The following is a 24,509-nucleotide window of genomic DNA, read 5'->3' on the forward strand; positions in this document are numbered from 1 at the left end:
CCACAAGTGCCCATCGCGAACGAGTTGGAGTTCTTTCATCATGGCCATCGACAACGACATGCAGACCGTGCGGGACCGCGCACTGAAGAAGCTGCTGACGCACCTCAGCGATTCCGTCACCGACCAGTGGGACGAGATCGCACCGTTCCAGTCTTCCGACTACCACGATCCGGCGCTGGCCGAGCTCGAACGGGACCGCATTTTCGGTGAAGTGCCGTTCATCGTCGCGCACAGCACGGAACTCGCCGGCAAGAACGATTTCATCTCCGTCGAACTGCCGCGCAACAAGGCCATCGTCATCCGGCAGAAGGACGGCAGCGTCAAAGCATTCGTCAACGCGTGCCGGCATCGCGGCGCCGAGCTGGTGACCGAGGAATCCGGCAAGTGCCGGATCTTCTCGTGCCCGTATCACCGGTGGTCGTACGATCCGGACGGCCGGCTGCGGAACGTGACCCTCGACAACACTTTCGGTGACTTCGACCGGTCCCGGTTCGGCCTCGTGGAGCTTCCCGTCGCGGAGCGCCACGGCTTCGTCTGGATCATCGACAACGCCCGACGAGAAATCGACGTCGCGGCGTGGCTCGGTCCCGAGATGGACGAGATTCTCGCCGGGTTCGGCATCGACCGTCTCGTCAGCATCGATCCGCACACCTATCGCCGTCCCACCAACTGGAAGATCATGCAGGACGGGTTCCTCGACAACTACCACGTCAAGTATGCGCATCCCAACACGGCAGGGAAGATGCTGCACACCAACGCCGTTGCCATGGAGGACTACGGTCGCCACTTCTGGTTCCTGACCAGCCGGAAGAGCATCGACCAGTTCATCGGCCAGGACGTGACCTGGGATCCGTCGATGGTGAACCACACCATCGAAAGTTGCTTTCTCGCACCGAACACCATGCTGCTCAAGCACGCGACCCATATCGAGCTTCTCACGTTCCGTCCGGTGGGGGCAGATCCGAACGAGTCCATCATGCAGATGCGGGTGATGGCCCCGACGGTCGAGGACAGCGGGCTGGCCGAGGAACACTGGGAGAAACGGTGGAAGAAGAATTGGGACATCCTCATCTCGATCCTCCACGACGAGGACTTCCCCATCCTCGACGGTTCGCAACGTGTGCTGTCGAGCATGGATGCGGGAACGATGTTGCTCGGCCGGAACGAACTGGCCAGCCACCTCTTCCGGCGGGAAGTGCGCCGGCTCGTCGAGACCGCGCCGGAGGCGTGAGCGTGCACGCCCCGAACGCGGACACGGACACGGACACCGAGCCCGACCTGATCTCGCTCCGTTGCTACGACGGTCCCCCATCACAGGGCACTGCCCCTCTGTTCCGGGCGGCGCGCGACGCCGATGCGGAGATGGGCTTCTCCGCACCGGACCAGTACTTTTCGCGGTCCCCGGCCCGCTACCTGACCGCCGAGGTCTGCACCCTCCTGCACCGGTGGACCACCGCCTCGCCGAGTGCGCCCGTGCTCGCCGCGGTGGTCACCGCGCGGGAACTGGGATCGTCGCTGTGGGCAGTGGACATCGTGGTCGATCCGCAATTCCGGTCGATGGGCGTCGCCACCGCCGTCTTCGAGGCTGTCGGCTCCGACCTGTCGGGGCTGCCCGCACCGTTCGGGACCATCGACGGTGCAACGTTCGTCGGGTGCTCCTACGGCTCACATCCGGCGTCCGGCCGGCTGGCGCGCCGATTCGGCGCCCAATTCGGGGGCAGGCGCGACAGGCTCCTCCTGCCTTCCCGTTCCGACTACGCCGCGTCCCGCATGGCTCGCGATCCGCAACGGCGGTTCGTGGTGACGGCGGACGCCGGCCCCGACGCCGATGCGCCGTCCGTGTGGCAGCACTTCGAGGAGGCCGACGCCACCGACACGAGGCGGTTGTGCGTCACCGACGCCGACGGGTCCGTCGCAGGCCACGTCCGACTCGGCCTGACCGATGAACCGCACCGTATCGGCCTACTCCGCCTCGACGCGGCCGCCGACCGGTCGGTGGGCGTCGTCCGGACCGCGATCGAGCACCTCTGGGCATGCGGCGCCGTCTCCATCGAAACCAGCGTCGACGCAACCGATGCCACCACACTCGACGTGCTCAGATCCGCCGCCTTCCAGCACGACCGGAGCGACGCCCTGTTCATGCTCGGTCAGCCGATGAGCGCGGGCCGCTGCGTGTGAAAGCTGGTCGCATTCTGGAAGGCGACGGCCGCGTTCAGCAGGACGGTGTCCTTCCAGTATCCCGCCGTCATCTGCAATCCGATCGGCATACCGTCGGAGCGGAGTCCGCACGGAATCGATATGGCCGGGATTCCGGCGAACGGCTGCACGAAGTTGTTGCGCGACACGTTCATCATATCCGAGTGCTCGAGCTTCCCGAGTCGAGGTGTTGCGATCGGCACTGTCGGGCAGACGAATACGTCGACGTTGCCGAAGAGGTTCTCGAGGTTGCGGATGAACAACTGCCGGTACATTGCCGCCTCGGCGAACTGGGTCGCCGTGACCGACCGGCCGTGTTCCAGTGACATCACGACTTCGGGATCGAGATCCTCGGCGGGCCGATCGAGGTACTCGCCGTAGAGGGCGAAAAAGTTTGCCGTGACCATCGGATAGAAATGCGTTCGGCAGTCCTCGGCACCCGGCACGTGCACGTCGGTGATCTCTGCGCCGAGGTCGCCGAGGGTACCGATGGCGGTGTTCACCGCTGCCAGGATCTCGCTGTCCACGCCGTCCATGAAGTAGTTGGTCGGGACGCCGATCCGGAGGCCCCGGAGACCCTCCCGGCCCAGGGCGAGGGTGTGGTCACGACGTCGGTCGACCGACGTCACATCGGCCGGGTCGTACGCGTCCATGGCGTGGAACAACCGGGCGGCGTCGACGGCCGTGCGTGCGAGGGGTCCCCCGACGGTGAAGGTCGCCACGCGGGTGGATGCGGTGCGGCGGTTGGAGAGGCGACCCGCCGAGGGTCGCAGTCCGACAACACCGTTCAGGCTTGCCGGGATCCGGATCGATCCACCGGAGTCACTTCCGATCGATGCCGTCGCGATCCCCGCGGCGACGCCGGCGGCCGAACCGCCGCTGGATCCGCCTGCGATGCGGTCCAGACCCCACGGGTTCCGACACGAGCCGTGATGAACGTTCTGGTTCGTGACGGACTGGCAGTATTCCGACTGATTCGCCTTTCCCAGGATGACGGCGCCCGCCTCCTTCACCCGGTCGATGACGAAGCAGTCTTCGGAGGCATGCGGCGCATAGGCGAACGCGGTTCCGTTCGTCGTCGGAGTACCCGCCACATCGAAGTTGTCCTTGACGGTGAGGGTCATTCCGTACAGCGGGCCGGGCCAGGCGCCGTTCTCGACCTGCTCGTCGAGTCGTCGCGCTTCGGCGATCGCCTCGTCCTGACGGACCGTGATCAACGAGGTGATCTCCGGTTCGTACTTCTCGATGTGGTCGAGGCCGGCCCGGACCTCGGTTTCTGCGGATGCGCTTGCTGTGGTGATCATTCTCGTACTCTGACCGGAGTGGGAACTCGGTGGCGAAAATGTCAGGAAAGCGTGCGAGAAGGCCTCGCTGAGTCCGGATGCCGGAGGATTCGGGTGCCGATCCGGCCATCACCTTGCGCGACAGCTGCCGGTCACGACCTGCTCAACGGCACCATGGGCACCACCGGTCCGGTGGCACGGCCCCTGTCGTCGAGGATGTGACCCACGTGCTTCCGGATCTCCATGACCAGCGATCGATCCGCCACCCGCGCCCCGGGCAGGAGCTTCTCGAGAAGCAGTTCGAACCGGTGGACGTCGTTCAGGGTGCGCAACCAGACGGCCATGATCAGGTTGTATTCGCTGGCGACGAGCACCGCCAGCCGCACTTCCTCGATCCGGCCCAGTGACGTTCTGAGCCGTTCGACCAGGGCTGCGGGAACCTGCATGAAGTACCACGCATAGACGGGCCACTCGGAGTAGGTGCGGGCGATGTCGGTGCGCAGTCCCAAAGAGCCGTCCCGCCGCATCGTCGCGATCGCGTCGGCCACGCGCTGGTTGCTGACTCCGGCCAACTCCGCGATCGCGGTCGTCGACGCGCGGCCGTCCACGCTCAGTTCGCGGTGGATCACGCGTCTGAGTTCCGGAGCGATGGTTCTCGCCGCGCGGGGACGGGGCGGACGTGACCGCGGAACCTGCGCTACCTGCGAAGGCGACAACGTCCGCAGCCTCCAGTTCCCCGCCTCGAAGAGCACGTCGGTGATGAGGTGAGTCCGTGCCCGCCGAATGTCCGGGTACTCCCCGAGCCGGTGCAGCAGGAATCGTGAGGCCTCGCCCGAGTTCCGGGCGATCACGGTCAGCATGAGGTCACGACCACCTGCGGTCAGATCGATGCTGGACACCAAGGGGTCTTCGGCAAGAATCCTGGCGGTGAGCGCCGCCTTGCCAGGAGTGCACTCCACTTCGACCAGCGCGTTGTGACCCGCCACCTCTGCGGCGTAGCCGGTGACCCAGACGAGGCCGGCCTCGTGCAGGCGCCGGAACCGCCGCGACAAGGCCACCGGGTCGACACCCAGGATTCCGGCGAGCGACTTCCACGTCGCTCGCGGCTCGATCTGCAGTGCGTGCATCAGTGCAAAATCGACGTCATCCGGTTCGTAATCCTGCATTGCCTGTCCTTCGATCCGCAGACATGAACCCTACCTGCCCTGCGTCGAGGGCATGGGCGACGGCGTTTCACGAGCCGACGGTGTCGCGTGCAGTCGCCTCGGAATTCTCGACGTCGCGGTGGCCGCGATCTGCGTCCAGGAACAACGCCAGCACCGCGATCGCGACACAGATTGCCGCACACGTCGCCCAGACGGCGTGATAGGAACCCAGCGACGAGACGGTCTTGTCGACGCCGCCGACAGTGACGGTGGTCAGCATCGACGACATGACCAAGGTGAAGATCGCGCCCGCGATCGAGCCGGCCCCGGTGCGGGACGTGTTGTAGATGCCGGACGCGATGCCGACGGAATCCGCCGGAGCACGGCCGACGATGACGGCAGGCACGAGTCCGACGAGGATTCCGATGCCGAACCCCTGAAGGAACAGGTACGCGGAAAAGACTGGGGCGCCGGCCGGGACGACGATCATCAGCGCATAGGCGCAGGCGGTCAACCCCGCCCCCAGGACAATGGCGTGGTGCCGGGCACTCGCACGCGCAATCCGGTCGCTGAGCGCGGAACCCAGGAACGCACCTGCGGCGTTGACGGCCAGCAGCATGCCTGCGAGGGAAGCGCTGACACCCAGACCGAACCCGTAGACGTTCGGATCGGATCGCATGAACAGCGCGGTCGGCGCCTGGGATCCGAAGATCTGCGCTCCGATCAGAGCGGCGATCACCACGGGCAGCACGAGGCGTCCGCGAGCCATGACCGTGAAGTCGACGAGAGGATCGGTCACACGACGCTCGACGCATACCCAGACGATCAGAACAACCGTGCCTCCCACGACCAGCGCCAGGATCAGTGGATGAGACCACCCGAGACTGTTTCCGTTGGACACGCCGCTGAGGAGTGCCAGCAAACCGGACGCCAGCAGGATCGCACCCAGCCAGTCGACCTTCGCCCGGCTCCGCGCCGCGGTCTCGCGAACGAGGAAGCGGGCCGTCGGAACACAGACGAGCATCATCACGGCCGGAACGAGAAGGACGAGGGTGAGGTCCTCGACAGCCGTCATCATCGCTCCGGAGGCAAGGCCTCCGGCAAGAACACCGGCAGTGAGGGAACCGACCAGGTAGGCAATGTTGCGGCCGGCCGTCTCGGGATCGCGATCACGGACTATCGCGAATTCGAGTGGGAGGAAGGCGATCAGTGGTGCCTGGAGCACACGGCCCGCCAGGAGCAGTCCGAATGTCGGGGCCAACGCGACGAGCAGCGAACCGACGGCGACCAGTGCGGCGGCGAGCACCAGCATCCGACGGTGTCCGTAGATGTCGCCGAGTTTGGCGATGATCGGCACGAAGGCCACCGACGTCAACAGGAAAATCACATTGACCCAGTTCAGCGCGGCCGCCGACACGTCGTGCGCATCTCCGATGCTTGCGAGCAACGGCGGATACCAGCCTTGCAGCAGTCCGCTGCCGAACTCCATGACGATGAGAAAGCCGACGACGGCGAAGGCTGCTGATTCAGCCCTTTCCGGGTCACGCGAAAGGTCGGCGCGCATGTTGTACTCCTTCGGGGAACGGACATCGAGACTGAGAAGATGGTCACCGCCATTGCCGTCAATTGGACGAAGCATCCGCAAACGCGGCCAAACGACCTCGCCGGAGCCGGAACAGCTGCGCAACGGCGGAAATTTTCCGGACTTTCGGCGCTGGGGCCGCGGACGCCGGATTCGGCCGGACGAGCAGGCGCCCCCACCCTTGCACCCATCGGTATTTTTGAGCCATACTTTCTCATAACTTGTCGGAACGACGGTAGGAGAAAATATCGTGGCCATGAAGTTGCTCAGACCGCTGCGCGTCGGCAAAGTCGACGCGGCCAACAGAGTTTTCATGGCACCGTGCACCAGACTCCGCGCCGACCTCGACCAGACCCCGACACCGATAATGGCGGAGTACTACGCGCAACGCGCGGGTGCGGGAATCATCATCACCGAGGGCGTCAACCCCTCCCCGCTCGGACGGGGCGAGCACAATCAGCCGGCGATGTATACGGACGCGCACGAGCGTGGCTGGGCGCCCGTGGTCGATGCCGTACACCGGGCCGGCGGCCGAATCTTCGCCCAGCTCATGCACGTCGGGCGCATCACGTTTCCGGAACTGCTCCCGGGCGCAGCCAACCCGGTGGCCCCCTCTGCCGTGCAGCCCGATCCCGGGTTCAGGGGCTACTCGATCCGGTGCCCGCGGCACGATCGGCCGTTCCCGACACCGGACGCTCTCGACAGCGCCGGCGTGGCCCGCGAGATCGACCACTTCGTGGAGGCCACCACGCGGGCGATCCGCGCAGGCTTCGACGGCGTCGAGATCCACGCCGCCGGCGGATACCTTCCCATGCAATTCCTTTCGTCGGCAACCAATCTGCGAACGGATTCGTACGGCGGCTCGATCGAGAACCGGTCGAGATTCCTGATGGAGGTCATCGAAGGCGCGGCCGAACGAGTGGGCGCCGAACGCATCGCGGTGAAACTCTCACCGGGCTTCTATTTCAACGACGTCCACGACGACGACAGCACAGCCCTCTACAGCAATGTCTGCCAACGCCTGAGCGGCATGGGGCTGGCCTTCGTCGAGGTGTCGGACTACCGCGGCAGGCACTCCGAAGCCGGAATCGATCCGATCGGGCTGGTTCGCCGCAACTACGACGGCGTCGTCGTGGCCAACGGCGGCTTCGACCGGGACTCCGCCGAGGAATTCCTCCAGTCGGGTGCCGCCGACGCGGTCAGCTTCGGTGGATCCTTCATCGCGAACCCCGACCTTCCGAAGCGATTCGAGACCGGCGCTCCCCTGAACGAGCCCTTCCGTTCCACCTATTACACGAGCCCCACAGGACATTTCGAGGTGGGGTACACCGACTACCCGGCACTGTCCGCGGCGCCGTAACGCCGACTGCCGCGCTACGAATTCGCGGCGCGGCAGTCGTAGGCGCAGAGTCCTATCTCCCCTCGAAGCGTGGAGCACGCCGCTCGACGAACGACCGCGGTCCCTCGATCGCGTCCTCGGTGCCGAAGACCTGCCCGGCGAGTTCGGCCTCGATGCCGAACGGCCTTTCCATCGCGGCCCCCTTGACGACGATCTCCTTCGTCGCGCGTGTCGCCAACGGTCCTGCCGCGCAGATGCTCTCAGCGAGCCGCAACGCCTCGTCCAGCAGATCGGCAGCCGGAACCACACGGTTCACCAGTCCCACCTCCCGCGCCCGGTGGGCGTCGATGGGAGCCCCCGTCAGGAGCATCTCCATGGCGACGGCCCACGGCACCTGGCGCGCGAGCCGCGACACGGTGCCGCCCGCGCCGACCAGCGCGAGCCGTGTCTCGGGAGTCGCGAACGTCGCGTGCTCGGCGGCAAGGCGAATATCCGTTCCCAGCAACAGTTCCATGCCGCCCGCGATGCAGGCACCGTTGACCGCGGCGATGATCGGCGTGTAGACGTCGGAGAAGATTCGTTTGCTCGGATCGGGGATCACGGTGCCCAGGTTGCCGCCGGTCAGCGTGGGGATGAACTCCTCGAGGTCGGCGCCCGCACAGAATGCACGATCGCCGGTACCTGTCAGGACGGCGACGCGGATGCGGTCGTCGGCGTCGATCTCCCCGAACACGTCTCCGAGCCGTTCGAACATCTCAGCGCTGATGGCGTTACCCACCCGTGGCCGGTTGAGGCGCACGACGCAGATCCCGTCGGACTGTTCCACCACGATCGAGTCGGAGACACCGTCCATAACGCTCATACTCATTTCACTCCGATCTTCCGGCGTCGTCCGGGACTTCGGGGAACGTCGGCCGCTGCCGGATCATCGCGGCCCCTTCCATGGACAGCACCCGTGCGTCGCCTCGGTCGAGTAGTCCCTGCCACGTGACGACAGCGCGTCCGTCGGCGCGCATGCGCACCCTGCGGATCACCATGCTGCCGGTCAGCGTGTCCCCCGCGTACGCGGGAGCGTGCAGCCTCATCTCGTCGAAGCCGAGGCCCGCGACCATCGCCGTGCGACGGAGCACGGCCTCGTACTCGAGAACCTGAAGGATGGCCAGCACGTGCAACCCGCTGGCCACCAGACCACCGAACTCGGACTTCGCCGCCGCATCGCGGTCCAGATGGAATGGGAACGGATCCCACTTGCGCGCGAACTCGACGATCTCTTCTTCGCTGACGAACCGGCATCCCAGCGGGATACGCTGCCCGGCTACGAAGTCGTCGGCATAGACCGTCGAACTCTCCGCGACAGTCGGTCGCGCAATTCGTCGTCCTGAGCTCTGCATCGACTCAGCGTTTCGCCGTCTCGTACATCTCGTCGATGATCGCGGCGTACTTGTTCATGATGGAGGCCCGCTTGAGCTTCATCGTCGGCGTGAGCTCGTCCCGACCCGGCACCCAGTCGCCCTCGAGGACGCGGTAACTCTTGATCTGCTCGGGGCGGGACAGGCCGGAATTCGCCCGTTCCACCGCGTCGTCCAGCTCCGCCTTGACGGTCGGGTGGTCCAGTAGTTCGGACGCATCGTCAGCCACGACGCCGTTCGCCCGGGCGAACCGAAGCACCTCGTTCGCGTCGAGCACCAGGAGCGCGACGTTGTACGGGCGCCGGTCTCCCACCACCACAACGTGATTGACGAGACTGGTGGCCCGCGCGAGCGCACTCTGGATCAGCGTCGGCGACATGTTCTTGCCTGCCGAGTTGATGATGATGTCCTTCTTGCGGTCGACGATGCTGAGATAGCCGTCGCCGTCGACCCGTGCGACATCTCCGGTGTGCAGCCAACCGTCCCGGTCGATCGCCTCCGCAGTGCGTTCGGGCATGCCGCGGTAGCCACGCATCACGTTGGGCCCCTTGACGAGAACCTCGCCGTCGTGCGCGAGACGGACGGTCACGCCGTCCAGCGCGGGGCCGACCGTGCCGAACCGGACCCGGGAGGGCGGGTTGGCCGCGCAGACCGCCGACGACTCGGTCATGCCGAAGGCCTCACCCAGCGGGACACCGAGTGCGTGGAAGAACTCGACCATCTCCGAGTCCACGGGCGCGCCGCCGACGATCGACGCCGAGATCCGATCGAGCCCGACCTGCCGTCTGAGATTCCGGAGCAATTCCGCTTCGTCCGGTGTGAAGTCGAATTCGGGGCAATCGAGGCCGGCCGCGAACGCTTTCTGCTCCGCGCGGACCCGTTCGATCCCCAACTCGATGACGCGCGTGATCTCGGCCCTGCGCTCCACGTCCACCTCACCCGCGACCGCAGTGTCGATGTCGGCGCGCAGCTTCTCCCAGACTCGCGGTGTGGATGCGAAGAAACTCGGCCGCACGTCCTTCAGGTCGGCGAGAATCCGGGCCGGGTCGGCGCAGATGCTGACGCTGAATCCCAGCATCATCGCGACGTAGTGGTCCATCATTCTCGCCATCGCGTGCGCCATCGGCAGGAACGACAGCTGGTTGGCTCCCTGCGGGATCTCCATCCGTTCGACGAAGGTCCGCATTGCGAACGTGATGTTCGCGTGGGTCAGCTCAACCCCCTTGGGATCGCCTGTGGTGCCGGCCGTGTACACCAGGGTGGCGACGTCGTCGGGCGAGACGGTGGCTGCGGCCGTCTCCAGATCGAAGTCGGCGTCGGTCTCGGCCGCCAGGGTGTCCCAGTCGGTCAGCGAGTGTGGCTCCGAGGACATGACGACGACCCTGTCGACGAAGGCACTCAGTTCGGCCGCGCGGCCGGCGAACGCCGCCTCCGTGAACACAACGCGGGTACCGGAGTTGTTCAGCACGAAGCGCATGGCCTCGAGCGAGGCACTGTTGTAGAGCGAGAAGCTGGTGATTCCCAGGTGGAGGGCCGCCGAGTCGACGAAGTGGAATTCTCGCCTCGAGGTGAAGAGCAACGCGATGGTGTCGCCGCGGCGCAACCCCAGACCCGTCAGCACCGCCGCGGCCGTTCGCACCTGTTCCGCGTATTGCGCCCAGGTCATGGCGGGGATCTCGTCGGTCGCGTGGAACGCGACCTCGTCGGGACGCTCCCGAAGCGTGAGCTGAAATGCCTCGGGCAGTGTGTTCGCGTAGAGGGCCTTCGGCCGGTCCGCCTGCATGGTCATGGCTGGTCCTTTCAGCAATCCCCGAAATCGGTTGGCTCGAAATGGAAGAGGCGCGGATTATCAGACCGCGGTGGCGCGCTCACCCAGGTGCTCCTCGAGTGCCGCGGCCACGTCCTCGGCTGTCCACGTATCGCGACCGACACCGCGCTCGGGGAAGCTGGGCAGGTTCATCACCTTGAGATCACGCTTCTCGAGGCGCAGCACTCGACCGGTGAACGCGACGCGGTCGCTCATCAGGTAGACCGCCAGCGGTGCGATCTCGTCGGGCGACGGAAGTGTCGAATAGTCGATCCCTGCAATGGGATTGGCCTCCAGCATCGGGGTCCGTGCGCTCGGCGCGATCGCATTGACCTTGATCCCGTGGCTCTGCAGATCGACGGCCCATCCGTACGTGAGGGACGACACCGCGCCCTTCGTCGCCGCATACGCGCTCGTGCCGGATCGGCCGAGATGTGCGGTCGAGGTGACGTTGACGATCCGGCCGCCGCCCGACCCGACCATGGCCCGCGCGGCGTGGAGCCCCACGAACGCCGAGCCCAGTAGGTTCGTCTCGACCAGTGCGCGGTAGTCGGCTTCGGTATCGTCGAGCACGTCGCCCATGTGCATGATGGCGGCGTTGTTGACCAGCGCGTCGATTGCGCCGAAGCACTCGACACAATGCCCGACGAGCGCCGCGGCCTCGTCCCACTTTGCGATCGATCCGACGTACGGTTCGGCCCTACCCCCCGACGCGCGGATCTCGGCGACGACGCCGTGCGCCCCGTCCCGGTCGATGTCGTTGACGACCACGGCCGCGCCCGCGGTAGCCGCCGCGAGGGCATAGCTCCGGCCGAGTCCCCCTCCCGCACCGGTGATCACGACTGCCTGGTTCTTCAGAATTCCCACGTGTGAGGCTCCTTCTGGTCAGGTGGTGGCCGGCTGCGGCGCGTGCCGGTCCGTGCTGCCGATCGGGGCACCCCACGACGCGGTCAGTTCTCGCCAGTCGCCGTGCTGCGCCGGACTCGACGGCGTGCCGGACGGCGTCTTGCTGAACCGCGGCGCCGGCGCCGGTTGCGCCACACCGGCAACCGAGAGGATCGTCGACCGGGCGTTGATGTGCTCGTGCTCTGCGGCCTCCGAGAGGCCCAGCACGGGAGTGCAGCAGGCGTTCGTGTCCTGGAACAGCTCCGTCCACTCCCGACGGGTCCGGGTCAGGAACAGCGCCGACAGTTTCGCGGCGAGCGCGTTCCAGTTCGCCGGGTCGAGGCGCTCCGCCTCACTCATGCTCTCGATACCGGCCCGGGCGGCGAACTCCTCGTAGAAGGGCTGTTCGAGTGCGCCGAGTGCCATGTACTTGCCGTCGGCTGTCTGGTACGTGCGGTAGAACGGTGCCCCGCCGTCGAGCATGTTGCTGCCACGCTCGGCCCGCCACCGCCCGGCGTTACTCAGGCTGAAGTAGAGCGTGGACAGGACGGTCGCCCCGTCCACCATGGCCGCGTCGACGACCTGACCCACTCCCGATCGGGATGCCTCCCACACGGCCGCAAGCAGTCCCATGGCGAGGAGCATGCCGCCACCGCCGTAGTCGCCCACGTAATTCAGCGGCGGAAGCGGGGCCGACCCGGGCTCCCCGATCATGTCGAGGGCTCCGGTCAAACCGATGTAGTTGATGTCGTGCCCCGCGGTCTGTGCGAGCGGACCGTCCTGACCCCATCCCGTCATCCGCCCGTACACGAGCTTCGGGTTGCGCTCCCGCATCTCTTCCGGACCGAGGCCGAGACGCTCCGTGGTTCCCGGCCGGAAGCCCTCGATCACGGCGTCGGCCTGCTCGATGACCGCGATCAGGTCGGCGCGGGCCGCCGGGTCCTTGAGGTCTAGTTCCCACACGGTTCTGTTCCTCTCGATCAAGTCGAGCGGCGGCGGGTCGACGGGCCCCGCCTTCGCCTTCCGCGGGCGCTGCACCCGGAGGACCTCGGCGCCCAGGTCGGCCAGGAGCATCGCGCCGAAGGGCGCCGGGCCGATCCCGGCGAGCTCGACCACCCGCAGGCCCGCCAGAGGGCCTCGTGGGCGTACTCCGCTGTTGTCCATCTTCACGTCACTCCAGTCTTCGACAGCCGGGAATCGGGGGCGGCCTTGCGCACCGAAAGCAGGTGGAAGCACGGATTCTCCGTGTCTGCAATGTCGGCAGTTCTCGCGAGATGTCTTTCGGCAGAAAGGTCGAACCCTCTCGACCAAGCGAGTCGGGGGTTCGGGATTAATTTTGAGAGTACTTTGCTCATATCTCGCGGTCAAGCACTTTCTGTGATCTGTTTCACCGGAACCGCACCTGGGTGCAATCGCCGCAATCGCTTGGAAACTCCGTTGTCAGTATGACTTCGGGAGTCCCAGCGAGTGCTCGGCGACGAAGTTCAGGACCATCTCCCGCGACACGGGAGCCACCTGGATCAGACGCGCCAGCCACCACATGTCGGTCAATCCGTACTCCAGCGCGAAGCCGTTTCCTCCGTGCACCTGAATGGCACTGTCGAGACAGTGGACGCCGGCCTCGCCGGCGAGGTATTTCGCCATGTTCGCGGTCTCCGCCGCCGACAATCCGGCGTCGTAGAGCCGGGCAGCCTTCTCCATCATCAAGCGGGCCGACTCCAACTCGACCTTCGCCGCCGCCAGCGGGTGCGCGACGCCCTGATGTTTGCCGATCGGCACACCCCACACCTCACGCTCGTTGACGTACCGGGCCGCCTTGTCCAGCGCGTAGCGGCCGATTCCCACGCAGAACGCCGCACCGAGCACGCGCTCGGGATTGAGACCGTCGAACACGGCCCGGAATCCCCGGTGCAGCTCGCCGACCAGCCGGTCGGCATCGAGCGTCACGTCGTCGAAGAACAACGTCCACTGCTTGTCCGGCGCCTGCAGCGCAGTCGGAACCAGTTGCCGGCTGAGCCCGGGCGCATCGCTGTCGACGATGAAGAGCGACAGTTGCCCCTTGCCGGTCTTCTCGTCCGTCCCGGTCCTGGCCACGACCAGAATCGCGTCGGCACCCTCGACGCCGGAGATGAACGTCTTCGTGCCCGACAGCACGTACTTGCCGTCGACGACGCGGGCCGACGTGGACACCCCCTGCGAGTTCGATCCCGCATCCGACTCGGTGAGCGCAAACGAGAACTTGAGTTTTCCGGTGGCGAGGCCCCGCAGCCACCGCTCCTTCTGCTGGTCCGTGCCGTGCTTGGCGAGGATGCTGCCACCGATCGACTGCGAGTAGACGAGCAACTGGAGCGGGCATCCTGCCGCGGCCAACTCCTCGGCGACGATGGCCAGCTGCCAGAGGCCGCCGCCACCGCCCCCGTACTCCTCCGGCAGGCTGACTCCGAGGAAGCCGAGCGCGGCGAGTTCGTCCCAGAGTTCGTCGACCGGCAGTCCCTGGCGCGTCTTCTCCATGAAGTAGTCATGGTCGAACTTCTTGGCCACGTCGGCTACCACCTGACGAAGCGCAGCTTCGTCCTCCGACGGAACCAGGCTCATTGCGGGCATATCGTTCGCCACTTGTCTCCCCTTCTCCGCTCCAGCGCGAAACGGTCGCCAATCCGGGCCAGCAAGGGCCGAGCCAATTTCGTGCGACCGAGAACGTTCGTTCACCAATTGACGGTAGCACCGGTTCCGAACCGACACCAGATCCACTCACACCCGACCCGAGCGCAGAATAATTCTCTAGAAATTGCAGATCAGCGTGGACCACCGGGGGCCTCGACGAGTGTTTCGACAGCTTGGAAATCTGTTGAGAACGTTCGTTTACTAAAGCTGGTGGGTCGTGTTACTTTGGTGGTCCACCACGGGACATCGTGGTGCTCACTTTCACCACCGGGAGACGAGAGATATGGGCTACCCACTTCCCAAGGGCAATTCGTTGCGGGGGCCGTTTCAGCCGATGCGTTTCGAGGCGACGGTCGAGGAGTGCATCGTCACGCACGGGGAGGTCCCCAAGGAGCTCGCGGGTGGTTTCTATCGAGCGGGCCCGACGTGGCGGCGTCCGACCAAGCAGGGGAACAATCCGCTGATCAGTATGGACGGCATGGTGCAGGGTCTCGTCTTCGACAATGGTCGGGCGGATTTCCGTAACCGGTGGGTCCGGACCCCGAAGTTCCTCGCCGAGGAGAAGGCGGGACGGGCCCTGTTCGAGTGGACCGACGGCGGGTTCGGGGACTGGCGCGATCACGCCTACGGCGACGTCAAGCGCGACCAGTACACCACCGGTGTTCCGCAGGGAACCAACAACATCAACGTCTTCCCGTTCGCCGGCCAGATCCTCGCGTCCGGTGAGCAGGGCGGACCGCCGATCGCCCTGCACCCGATCACGCTGGAGACGACGGGCGTCGTCCCCTGGTCGACGAAGCTGTCGCCGGGTCTGCACGAGAAGTGCACCTTCGGTGATGCGTCGTTCACCGCGCATCCCAAGTGGGACCACGACACCGGCACCCTGTACGGGTGGAACTGGCGGGACGAGGCGCCCTACGTGACGATTCACATCGTCCATCCCGACGGGGCGGTGGAGTCGCGGGATCTGCACGATGCGCCGTACAACACTGTTGCGCATGATATCTGGTTGACCCCGGAGTGGATCGTGATGCCGTTCCAGCCGTTCACCGCCGACAAGAAGCAGATCACCGAGCAGAATCTCGGCGTCTGGGGCTGGGACCGGGAACTGCCGATCGTCATCGGGCTGATCCCGCGCCACGACCTCCAGGGTGAGGTCCGGTGGATCAGCACGGACATTCCCGCCGAGTACGTCATGCACACGATGGCGGCCAACGTGGACGGCAACCTGCTCACGCTGGACGCGCCGATCTTCAACCGCCCACCCTTCCCGTTCGTGGAGGACTTCGCGGAGGGCGAGGACGTGGCGCTGTTCTTCTCGGTCTCGCGCAGCTTCCTCGGACGCTGGACGATCGACCTCGAGACCGGCTCCGCGAAGACCGAGCAGCTCTCCGACCGCCCGTCCGAGTTGCCGAAGGTCGACGAGCGGTTCTACGGCAAGCCCTACACCTTCGGGTTCCAGGTCGGTGGCGTGATCAAGCGCAACGGCATGTCGATGAACAGCCTGGTCGTGACGAACATGAAGACGCTGTCCGAGCAGGTGTACCAGATCCGGTCGACCGAGGCCGCGGCGGTGCTGGAGGCGACGTTCGCGCCGCGCACCCCGACGTCTCCGGAGGGCGACGGCTACATCATCGTGCCGGTGTCGTGGTGGGCCGAGGGCCGGGGCGAGTATCTGATCTTCGACACCTACGACATCACCACGGGTCCGGTCGCGCGGATCGAGATCCCGTTCCTGATGGGCTGGACCCCGCACGGACACTGGATGGACTTCCGCTGACCGGAGCGCGCGCCTTCGTCCCGGCCGCCGGTGATGCACTCGCAGCATCCGGCGGCCGGACCTCTGCCAGCCACCGCCGAGAACCCCTCAAGCACCCCTCACAGCGTCGACAGCGCGATCGCCGGCCAACGCCGTCAGGGCGGCTCGGGCCATGTGATGCAGCATGCCGGCGATATCCGACGGACGCTTCGCCCCTTCCCTGCGGGAGGTATCCGACGAGATCAGGCCGTGCACCGCACGAACCGCCGCCGCGAGTTCTTCCCTCGCATGGCCGGGAAAGTTCGCGTCGAGCGCTGCGATCCAGCGGTCGATGTACATCCGCTGACGCCGCATGATGTTCGCGCGATAGACCTGCGACAGCGTCGCCTGCTCACGGTTCCAGATCGTGGTGAGTTCCGGATTGCCGATAGAGAATTCGACGTGCGCGGCAATCAGGCGTTCCAGTTCTGCTTCCGGAGAGTCGATCGGTTCGCCGATCCGGATCAGCAGCGCGTCGAGGAGACGGTCGAAGAGCGCGGCGAGCACCTCGTCCTTACTGGAGAAGTGGCGGTAGACGGCCGAACCGGTGATGCCGGCAGCCGCGGCGATGGCATCGACGCCGACTCCGTCGAAGCTCCGCTCGGAGAACAGTCGGGTCGCCGCACTGAGGATCTGATCTTCTCTGGACATACCCAGGATTCTAAGGGCCCGAAGGCTGGAAACGAATCCCCACCTGTGAACGTCGCACAACCGTTCTTCCTCGAATGTTGGCTTCGGAATACGGCCGAAGCACCAAAAACGATCGTTTCCACCGAGCAAGTTCGCCGGTAACGGCCTCTACAGCGATATCCTGAGTGAACGCCGTCGAGAGGTGAGTGCAAGGTGGATCTCCTGGGGTCGTGCCGTCGGGGCTCGCACGCGAGAACTTCCGCGTGACGAACTGAGTGTGGCGTTCCGATGGGCGAAAACGATCCGCTCGAGACTCAGCGGTACCCGGTTGTCTCCGTCACCGCGGAGCTGAGTGCCACAGGATTTGCAGACGCCCAGGAGATCGGGCGCGGTGGTTTCGGCGTCGTCTACCGCTGCACGCAGGCGGACCTGGATCGCACGGTGGCGGTCAAGGTACTCACCACCGAGATCGACGAAGAGAACCGGGCCCGATTCTTCCGCGAGCAGCGGGCGATGGGCAGGCTGACCGGGCACCCGAACATCGTCAACATTCTGCAGGTCGGGGCCACCGCGGGCGGCCTTCCCTACATCGTGATGCCGTACCACCCGCAGGACTCCCTCGACGCCCTCATCCGCCGCAGCGGGCCACTGCCGTTGACCGAGGCGCTGCGCCTGGGCGTGAAGATCGCCGGCGCCGTGGAGACGGCGCACCGGCTCGGCATCCTGCACCGCGACGTCAAACCCGCGAACATCCTGCTCACCGATTACGGCGAACCCGCACTGACCGACTTCGGCATCGCCCACATCACCGGCGGCTTCCACACCGCCACCGGGACTGTGGCCGGGTCGCCGGCGTACACCGCACCGGAAGTCCTCCGAGGCGATCCACCGAGCCCGGCCGCCGACGTCTACGGCCTCGGTGCCACCCTGTTCAGCGCCCTCACCGGCCACGCCGCGTTCGAGCGCCGCACCGGGGAACAGGTCGTCGCGCAGTTCCTGCGGATCACCACGCAACCCGTCCCCGACCTGCGTGAGCACGGGATCCCCGAAGACGTGGCCGACGTGATCGGACGCGCCATGTCCGGCGCACAGGACGAGCGCCCGGCCACCGCCGGAGACTTCGGAGAGGAACTGCGGCAGATCCAGCTTCGCCACGACTTCGGCGTCGACGAGATGGCGCTGCACGTGAACCCGGCCGCGAACGGAAACGACGGGCAAGCTGTGCGGGGCAGTCCGCACCGCTCCACGGCACCCACCCCGCGGGGCGTGACCGGGAACCTGCCCCTGGACCTGACGAGTTTCGTGGGCCGCCGCCACGAACTCACCGAGGCGAAGAACCTGCTCGGCGGGTCTCGGCTGGTGACCTTGACCGGGATCGGGGGTGTCGGCAAGACCCGGCTGGCGATGCGGGTCGCGGCGACTGTGCAACGCGAATACGCCGACGGTGCGCGACTGATCGAATTGGCCGAGCTGCGCGAAGAGTCGCTGGTGGTCGACGCGGTGGCCGCCGCCGTGGGCGTGCGGGACCATTCGGCGAGGCCGCTGCGCGAGGTCCTCGTGGAGCATCTGGCGGCACGGGAACTGCTGCTGGTGTTCGACAACTGCGAGCACCTGGTGGACGCAGTGGCGGAGCTGACCGACACCCTGTTGCGAGCGTGCCCGGCACTGCGGATTCTGGCCACGAGCCGCGAACCCCTCGGCATCGGCGGGGAGACGGTGCTGCGGGTCCCGCCGCTGGCCGTGCCGGATCCCGACCGCAGGCTCTCCCTGCGCGGTCTACCCAAATACGATGCCGTGACCCTGTTCGCCGAACGCGCCGCCGCCGCCGTTCCCGGATTCGCGCTTACCGAAGACAACGCGGCGGCGGTGGCGGGGATCTGCCACCGCCTCGACGGGCTGCCGCTGCCGATCGAACTGGCCGCCGCCCGGTTGCGGGCGATGTCACCCGAACAGATCCTGCAGCGACTGACCGACCGCTACACACTCCTGACCCACGGCAGCCGCGGCGCCCCGACCCGGCAACAGACCCTGCGGTTGTCGGTGGACTGGAGTTTCGAACTGTGCACCGCCCGTGAACAACTGGTGTGGGGACGGCTGGCGGTCTTCGCCGGCAGCTTCGAACTCGATGCCGCGGAGCAGGTCTGCGGCGCCGGCCTGGGCCCGGACGAACTGCTCGACACACTGACGTCCCTGGCCGACAAATCGATCCTGATCCGGGAGGAACACGGGTCGGTGGTGCGGTTCCGGATGCTCGAGACCCTCCGCGAGTACGGCTACGAGAAGCTCGAACAGACCGGCGAGGACCTCGCTCTGCGTCGCCGCCACCGGGATTGGTACGAGGCGCTGGCGCTGGAGGCGGAGGCGGAGTGGATCAGCGCCCGACAGCTGGACTGGATCAGCCGCCTGAAGCGGGAACAACCGAACCTCCGTGAGGCCCTCGAATTCAGCGTGTCCGACAGCCCCGACGCGGGACTGCGCATTTCCGCTGCGCTCCTGTTGTTCTGGGCGTCGCAGGGTCTCTACAACGAGGGACGGCGCTGGCTCGACCGCCTGCTGACCCAGCACGACGGTCAGCCGACCCTCGAACGGATCAAGGCCCTGTATGCCGGCATCGTCCTCGCCGAAGTTCAGGGTGACCTCGAGACCGCTGTCGCGTCGATGGAGGAGGGACGCGCGGTTGCTGCGCAGACCAGCGACCCCCTGATTCTCGCTCTCATCACCTACGCCGACGGCACCCTCGCCCTGTACCGCGGTGATCTCGCGAGTGCGTGCCCCGTTCTCGAGGCCGCCCTCGCGGAGTTCGACAAGCAAGCGAACCGCACCTTGCGGACGAGTGCGCTGTACACGCTGGCACTCGCATACGGACTGCACGGTGAGACGGAGCGCGCGACCGAGTGCCACGAGCGGTTGCTCGCGACCACCGAGGCGCGCGGCGAATCGATGTTTCGGTCGTATTCGCTGTGGTCCATGGCAGTTGTCAAGTGGCGCAGGGGCGATGCCGACGGCGCCGTGCAGTTGCTCGAACAGGCACTGCAGATCACGCGGCGAGTGCACAGCCCCCGCATCACCGCGTCCTGCCTCGAGGCTCTGGCCTGGGTCGCCAGCGAACGCCGCGACTGGGCGCGGGCGACGGTTCTGATGGGCGCAGCCGAGGAATTGGGGCGGTCGGTGGACAGCGTCGCCGTCATGTACTCGAACATGCTCGTCTACCACGACACGTGCGAGCAGCAGACGCGGCGGGCGCTCGGCGACAGAGCATTCACCGCGGCCTACCGAAGCGGGCAGCACCTGGATTTCGATGCGGCGGTCGCGTACGCCCTCGACGAGCAACCGCCGGCCTCCCCCGCTCCCGCCGGTTCGCCGGTGAGACTCACCAAACGGGAACGACAGGTCGCCGACCTCGTCGCCGAAGGCCTCACCAACCAGGCGATCGCCAACCGTCTGGTGATCTCGCCCCGCACCGCCCAGGGCCACGTCGAGCACATCCTGACGAAACTGGGCTTCACTTCCCGCACGCAGATCGCCGCGTGGGTGGTGGAATCGCACGACGGAGACCGACCCGCACCATCACCGTGACGCCTTTGCGGCCGTCGCCGATCAGGACAGGTCGGTGATGACCAGGCGAGCGGAGGACGAATCCGCGAGCGCCTCGTAGCCCTCGTTGATTTCGTGCAGCGAAATCTCCTTGGACACCAGGTCGTCGAGGTTCATCCGTCCCTGAAGGTAGAGCGCGGCGTACAGCGGAATGTCTCGCTTGAGGTTCGACGACCCCATCCAGACACCGTGGACGTGGATCTGTTTCGTCAGCATCGTGACGTTGTCGATCTCCAGGCGGGCGTCGTTGGCACCCAGGCCGACGAGGTACAGACCTCCGCCCTTGGCCAGCATCTCCAGTGCCTGCCGGGTGACGGAACTGATGCCGACGAAGTCGAACACGTAGTCGGCGCCGTGACCGGTGATCCTGAGGACTTCGGCCACCGGGTCGACCGTGGCCGAGTTGATGGTGTGGGTAGCGCCGAACGCGCGTGCGCGTTCCAGCTTGGCGTCGTGCACGTCGACGACGATGATCGTGGCGGCCCCTGCGATCCTCGCGCCGCTCACGCCGTTCATGCCGACGCCGCCCGCGCCGATGATGACGACGGTTTCGCCGATCTGCACGTCGGCGGTGTGGAGTACGGCGCCGGCTCCGGTCAAGACGCCGCACCCCAGCAGAGCGGCCGGCGCGAACGGCATCTCCTCGGGCACGACCGCGAGCTGGTTCTCGTGAACCAGCGCCTGCTGCGCGAATCCACCGAGGCCGTTCATCTGGGCGATCGGCTTTGCCTCGGTGCCGAGCCGCGGCGGTTCGCCCTCTCCCCGCAGGGTCGCCTCGGTGCGCAAGCAGCGATAGGTCTTGCCGGAGAGGCAGTTGACGCACGTCCCACAGAACTGCAGAAGGCTGGCGACCACGTGGTCGCCGACACAGATGTCCGTGACATCGGGGCCGACCGCGCTGACCACGCCCGCCAACTCGTGTCCGAGCACGATGGGAAACTCGTAGCCGAGACCCATCGTCGCGATGCTGTGGTCCGAATGGCACAGCCCGGACGCCTTGACGTCGACCAGTACTTCGCGGCCCAGCGGCGCAGCGATCTCGATGTCGCGCACCGTGAAACCGCGACGGAGCTCCTCGACGATTGATGCTTTCATGTCTTCTTCCTCAGTTTCGTTGGGTCGGCCCGGAGTCCTAGAACGTGGTGTCCGCCAACTCGCGGCCGGTGCCCTCTTCCTCCACACCGGGCGGTGTCGGTGATTGCTGCATCTGGCGCCACGGCACGAACACGGCGAGAGCCGCACCGACGAAGGCGGCCACGGTGGGCATGAGGAACGCCAGTGTCACGCCCGTACTCGTCGAGAAGACTTCGCCGTCGGCGACCAGCGCGACGTTGGAGTTCAGGACTGCGTACGCGACGGCGGGCAGTGCGGCGGCACCGGTCAGGGTGAAGACGTTCACGAGGCCGGCGATCGATGCCTGCTGCTCCGCGGGTACCGCGGCGACGATCAGGTTCGGCACCGAGGCCAGAATGATGCCCTGGCCGTAGCCCGCGATGAAGCTGAACAGGAGCAGCAGGGCGAATTGCTGGTGGGACAACGTGATCAGAAGAGCACCGAGACCGGCGATCGTCAGACCTGCCCCCATCAAACGGCGGGCGGGGATGCCGCTCACCAGCTTCGCGACGGTGATGCCACCGACCATGTTGGCGAAGCCGTAGACGGCGAGTACCGGGGCGAACCCGAACCCGTCGAGCCCGAGGCCGTATCCCAGACCCAGCACTGCCGGGGTCATGCACACCATCGGCAGCAGCACGAAGAGGGCCTGGGCGCACGCGTACCCGCAGCTCGCGGTCACGGCGGTCAAGGCGACCGCGCGCTTGCGGAACAGTCGCAGATCGACGAGCGGATCCGCGAATTTGTTCGCCGACACCACCCAGGCGGTGAGCGCGACGATCCCGATGACGAACCCCGCGAGCGTTCCCTTCGCAGTCCAGCCCCACGTCGGCCCGAACGTCACCCCGATCAGGACTCCGGCCAGCCCGATTCCGAGCAGTGCGGCACCGACGAAGTCCAGCCTCGACCGCACCCGCACCCGCGTCTCTGCGGTACTCGCCGTGATGAAGCCGGCCAGGACGACGAGGGCACACGCGGTCATCCAGTAGATCGCGCGCAGGCCCCAGAGGTCGAGGATCCACGCGGTCAGGTAGGGCGACGCGGTGGTGAAGATGCTCAGCCCGGCCATCGACAGGCTCATCGCCACGGCAACCTTGTTGCGCGGGAACACGTCCCGGATCAGGGAATAGACGAGGAAGAGCGTGGTCCCGATCAACCCCTGCAGGACGCGTCCCAGCACGAACAGAAAGTAGGACGGCGCGAGCGCGGAGACCACGGAACCCACCGTCGCCACGAGCATGACCAGCAGCAGCAGCCTGCGCTTGCCGTACATGTCCGCCAGCTTGCCGACCAGCGGCGACAGGACAGCACCACTGAGCAGGGTGGCGGCCACCGCCCAGGCGCCCTGCGCCGTGTGGAAGTGCTGCGAAATGGCGGGGATGGCGAACGCGGTCATGGCGCTGGATGACGCGGTGACTTCGAGGAGCAGGCACAGCGAGATCAGCGAAATGATCAGACGTGGGGTCCAACTCGCAGCAGGTACCCCGTCAGCGGCGTGCGGCGCCGGTACCCTCTCGTCGGCAGGGGTGTCCATGATTGTTCCGGTTCCCTTCTCAGCAAGAAACAGTGCCCTAATGGATGACGGGCTCAGGAGTCCTGCGACTCGAATGTCACTTTCAGCTGCGTGTACTCGTGAAGACCCTCGAGGCCGTTCTCCATCCCCAGACCGCTCCATTTGGTGCCCCCGACAGGAATGTTCGGTGCTGCGATCGAATGCGCATTGACGAATACCGTGCCGGATTCGAGGCGGCGGCCGATCGCGCGTGCTCGGTCGACATCGCGGCCCCAGACCGATGCACCGAGACCGAACTTCGACGAGTTCACGTCATCGATGACGGCATCCAGGTCGGTGTAGCGGACGAGCGGAAGCACGGGTCCGAACTGTTCCTCCTGCACGATCCGGCTGTCCGGGGCAACGTCGACCAGAACCGTGGGCGGCAGGAAGTAGCCCGGTCCGGCGGGCGGCTCGCCACCGGCGATCGCTTTCGCTCCGTGGGAAATAGCGTCTTCGAGCAGACCCAGCACACGCTCGTACTGGGGGCGATTGTTGATCGGCCCGAGATCCGTACCGTCGACCATGCCGGGCCCGACCCGCACGCCACGAGCGAGTTCCGACAGCAGTTCTGCCACGCGGTCGAAATGCGCAGCGGGAACATAGATTCGCTTGATACAACCGCAGAGCTGACCGTTGTTGGCGAAGCTCAACGTGAACAGCTTCTCGGCTATGGCTTCGGGGTCGGCATCGTCGAGCAGGATCGCCGGATCGTTGCCGCCGAGTTCGAGCGTGATGCGCTTCAGATCGTCCGCGGCCGATCGGGCCACCGCCTTGCCCGTCGCCACCGAACCGGTGAAACTCACCTTCGCGGGAATCGGATGTGTGGTCATGCGGGCGCCGAGCGAATCACCGCCCGAGACCACGTTGACGACGCCGAGCGGGAGCACCTCGGCAATCAGGGCACCGAATCTCAACGTGGAGACGGGCGTGTACGGCGACGGCTTCAGCACCACCGTGTTGCCGGTTCTGAGAGCGGGACCGAGCTTCCAGCATGCAAGTGTCACAGGGAAGTTCCACGGAGTGATCGCCGCAACCACACCCAGCGGCCGGCGCTCGGCGGTGACCGCGAAGCCCGCGCAGTCGTCCGGCACCGAACTCTCGGGCACCGGCATGTCGGCGAACTGTTCCAGCCACATCGCCGACAGCTGGATCTCCATCCGTGAATCTGCGCGGGACTTACCCTGTTCCCTGGTGAGGAGTTCGGACAGTTCGTCCTCGTTGCGGCGCAGGACATCCGCGGCCGAACGCAGTCCCTTCCTTCTCGCCTCCTCGTCCCGCGACCAGGCGGGCTGAGCTTCCGCGGCAGCGGCGAAGGCCTCGTCGAGCTGAGCATCGGAGCACTCGGGTACGACGGCCCACACTTCCTCGGTCGCGGGATCGAGCACACCCACGGTGGAGTCACTCGTCACGCGCCTACCGTTGATGACCATTTCAGCGGCGAAATGCTCAGCCATTACCCGGCTCCTCCATCTGCAGGTGATCTCACATTCCTGCGATTGCTGCGTCTTG

General features: G+C 66.2%; 18 protein-coding genes. 5 read left to right on the forward strand and 13 right to left on the reverse strand.

What is annotated here, in order from left to right:
- Positions 1-40 precede the first annotated feature (40 nt).
- Positions 41-1,231: an aromatic ring-hydroxylating dioxygenase subunit alpha gene (locus I1A62_RS22105; protein ID WP_257890866.1), complete on the forward strand. Its 1,191-nt coding sequence runs from the start codon at positions 41-43 to the stop codon at positions 1,229-1,231.
- A complete protein-coding gene (locus tag I1A62_RS22110; protein WP_219459793.1) occupies positions 1,228-2,178 on the forward strand; it encodes a hypothetical protein in 951 nt (316 codons plus the stop codon). Before I1A62_RS22105 ends, I1A62_RS22110 begins: the two co-directional genes overlap by 4 nt.
- Here the strand turns inward: I1A62_RS22110 and I1A62_RS22115 are convergent.
- The 3 genes from I1A62_RS22115 to I1A62_RS22125 all read right to left on the reverse strand — a co-directional run bounded on the left by I1A62_RS22115 (position 2,148) and on the right by I1A62_RS22125 (position 6,188).
- The gene (locus tag I1A62_RS22115; RefSeq protein ID WP_219459794.1) at positions 2,148-3,500 is read right to left on the reverse strand and encodes an amidase; all 1,353 of its coding nucleotides are present in this window, start codon (positions 3,498-3,500) and stop codon (positions 2,148-2,150) included. The two genes, I1A62_RS22110 and I1A62_RS22115, sit on opposite strands and share 31 nt — an antisense overlap.
- Positions 3,501-3,631: 131 nt before the next feature.
- The gene (locus tag I1A62_RS22120; RefSeq protein ID WP_219459795.1) at positions 3,632-4,645 is read right to left on the reverse strand and encodes an Lrp/AsnC family transcriptional regulator; all 1,014 of its coding nucleotides are present in this window, start codon (positions 4,643-4,645) and stop codon (positions 3,632-3,634) included.
- Between the two features lie 67 nt (positions 4,646-4,712).
- Positions 4,713-6,188: an MFS transporter gene (locus I1A62_RS22125; RefSeq protein WP_219459796.1), complete on the reverse strand. Its 1,476-nt coding sequence runs from the start codon at positions 6,186-6,188 to the stop codon at positions 4,713-4,715.
- Between the two features lie 274 nt (positions 6,189-6,462).
- Between I1A62_RS22125 and I1A62_RS22130 the strand changes: the two genes are divergently transcribed.
- Positions 6,463-7,566: an alkene reductase gene (locus I1A62_RS22130; RefSeq protein ID WP_219459797.1), complete on the forward strand. Its 1,104-nt coding sequence runs from the start codon at positions 6,463-6,465 to the stop codon at positions 7,564-7,566.
- 52 nt (positions 7,567-7,618) lie between these two features.
- Here the strand turns inward: I1A62_RS22130 and I1A62_RS22135 are convergent, their stop codons facing one another.
- The 6 genes from I1A62_RS22135 to I1A62_RS22160 all read right to left on the reverse strand — a co-directional run bounded on the left by I1A62_RS22135 (position 7,619) and on the right by I1A62_RS22160 (position 14,241).
- Positions 7,619-8,413 carry an enoyl-CoA hydratase/isomerase family protein gene (locus tag I1A62_RS22135; protein ID WP_219459798.1) on the reverse strand — a complete coding sequence of 265 codons (795 nt, stop codon included), beginning with the start codon at positions 8,411-8,413 and terminating at the stop codon, positions 7,619-7,621.
- Position 8,414: 1 nt separating this feature from the next.
- A complete protein-coding gene (locus I1A62_RS22140) occupies positions 8,415-8,936 on the reverse strand; it encodes a MaoC/PaaZ C-terminal domain-containing protein (protein ID WP_219459799.1) in 522 nt (173 codons plus the stop codon).
- A 4-nt stretch (positions 8,937-8,940) separates the two neighbouring features.
- Entirely contained in the window at positions 8,941-10,743 is a 1,803-nt protein-coding gene (locus I1A62_RS22145; RefSeq protein ID WP_219459800.1) for a long-chain fatty acid--CoA ligase, read from the reverse strand.
- Positions 10,744-10,803: 60 nt separating this feature from the next.
- On the reverse strand, positions 10,804-11,628 hold the full coding sequence (locus I1A62_RS22150) for an SDR family NAD(P)-dependent oxidoreductase (RefSeq protein ID WP_219459801.1): 825 nt from the start codon (positions 11,626-11,628) through the stop codon (positions 10,804-10,806).
- A gap of 18 nt (positions 11,629-11,646) precedes the next feature.
- Positions 11,647-12,810, reverse strand: coding sequence for a CaiB/BaiF CoA-transferase family protein (locus I1A62_RS22155; RefSeq protein ID WP_219461326.1), 1,164 nt, complete (start codon positions 12,808-12,810; stop codon positions 11,647-11,649).
- Positions 12,811-13,086: 276 nt separating this feature from the next.
- Positions 13,087-14,241: an acyl-CoA dehydrogenase family protein gene (locus tag I1A62_RS22160; protein WP_219459802.1), complete on the reverse strand. Its 1,155-nt coding sequence runs from the start codon at positions 14,239-14,241 to the stop codon at positions 13,087-13,089.
- A 352-nt stretch (positions 14,242-14,593) separates the two neighbouring features.
- Here I1A62_RS22160 and I1A62_RS22165 point away from each other — a divergent pair, with 352 nt between their 5' ends.
- Entirely contained in the window at positions 14,594-16,090 is a 1,497-nt protein-coding gene (locus I1A62_RS22165) for a carotenoid oxygenase family protein (RefSeq protein ID WP_219459803.1), read from the forward strand.
- Between the two features lie 87 nt (positions 16,091-16,177).
- Here I1A62_RS22165 and I1A62_RS22170 read toward each other — a convergent pair whose 3' ends face one another.
- On the reverse strand, positions 16,178-16,888 hold the full coding sequence (locus tag I1A62_RS22170) for a TetR/AcrR family transcriptional regulator (protein WP_257890867.1): 711 nt from the start codon (positions 16,886-16,888) through the stop codon (positions 16,178-16,180).
- Positions 16,889-17,026: 138 nt separating this feature from the next.
- On the opposite strand from I1A62_RS22170, the gene I1A62_RS22175 reads away from it, so the two are divergent.
- A complete protein-coding gene (locus I1A62_RS22175) occupies positions 17,027-20,314 on the forward strand; it encodes a protein kinase (protein WP_219459804.1) in 3,288 nt (1,095 codons plus the stop codon).
- Positions 20,315-20,335: 21 nt separating this feature from the next.
- On the opposite strand, the gene I1A62_RS22180 is transcribed toward I1A62_RS22175, so the two are convergent.
- From I1A62_RS22180 to I1A62_RS22190, 3 genes are read right to left on the reverse strand one after another with little or no spacing between them, the layout of a single operon-like run.
- Complete coding sequence (locus I1A62_RS22180; RefSeq protein ID WP_219459805.1) at positions 20,336-21,427, reverse strand: zinc-binding dehydrogenase; 1,092 nt, start codon at positions 21,425-21,427, stop codon at positions 20,336-20,338.
- A gap of 37 nt (positions 21,428-21,464) precedes the next feature.
- Positions 21,465-22,979: an MFS transporter gene (locus I1A62_RS22185; protein ID WP_219459807.1), complete on the reverse strand. Its 1,515-nt coding sequence runs from the start codon at positions 22,977-22,979 to the stop codon at positions 21,465-21,467.
- 53 nt (positions 22,980-23,032) lie between these two features.
- Entirely contained in the window at positions 23,033-24,454 is a 1,422-nt protein-coding gene (locus tag I1A62_RS22190; protein ID WP_257890868.1) for an aldehyde dehydrogenase family protein, read from the reverse strand.
- Positions 24,455-24,509 lie beyond the last annotated feature (55 nt).

The sequence above is a fragment of the Rhodococcus sp. USK10 genome, from assembly GCF_019378875.1.
In the GTDB taxonomy this organism is placed as follows: Bacteria; Actinomycetota; Actinomycetes; order Mycobacteriales; family Mycobacteriaceae; genus Rhodococcus_F; species Rhodococcus_F pseudokoreensis.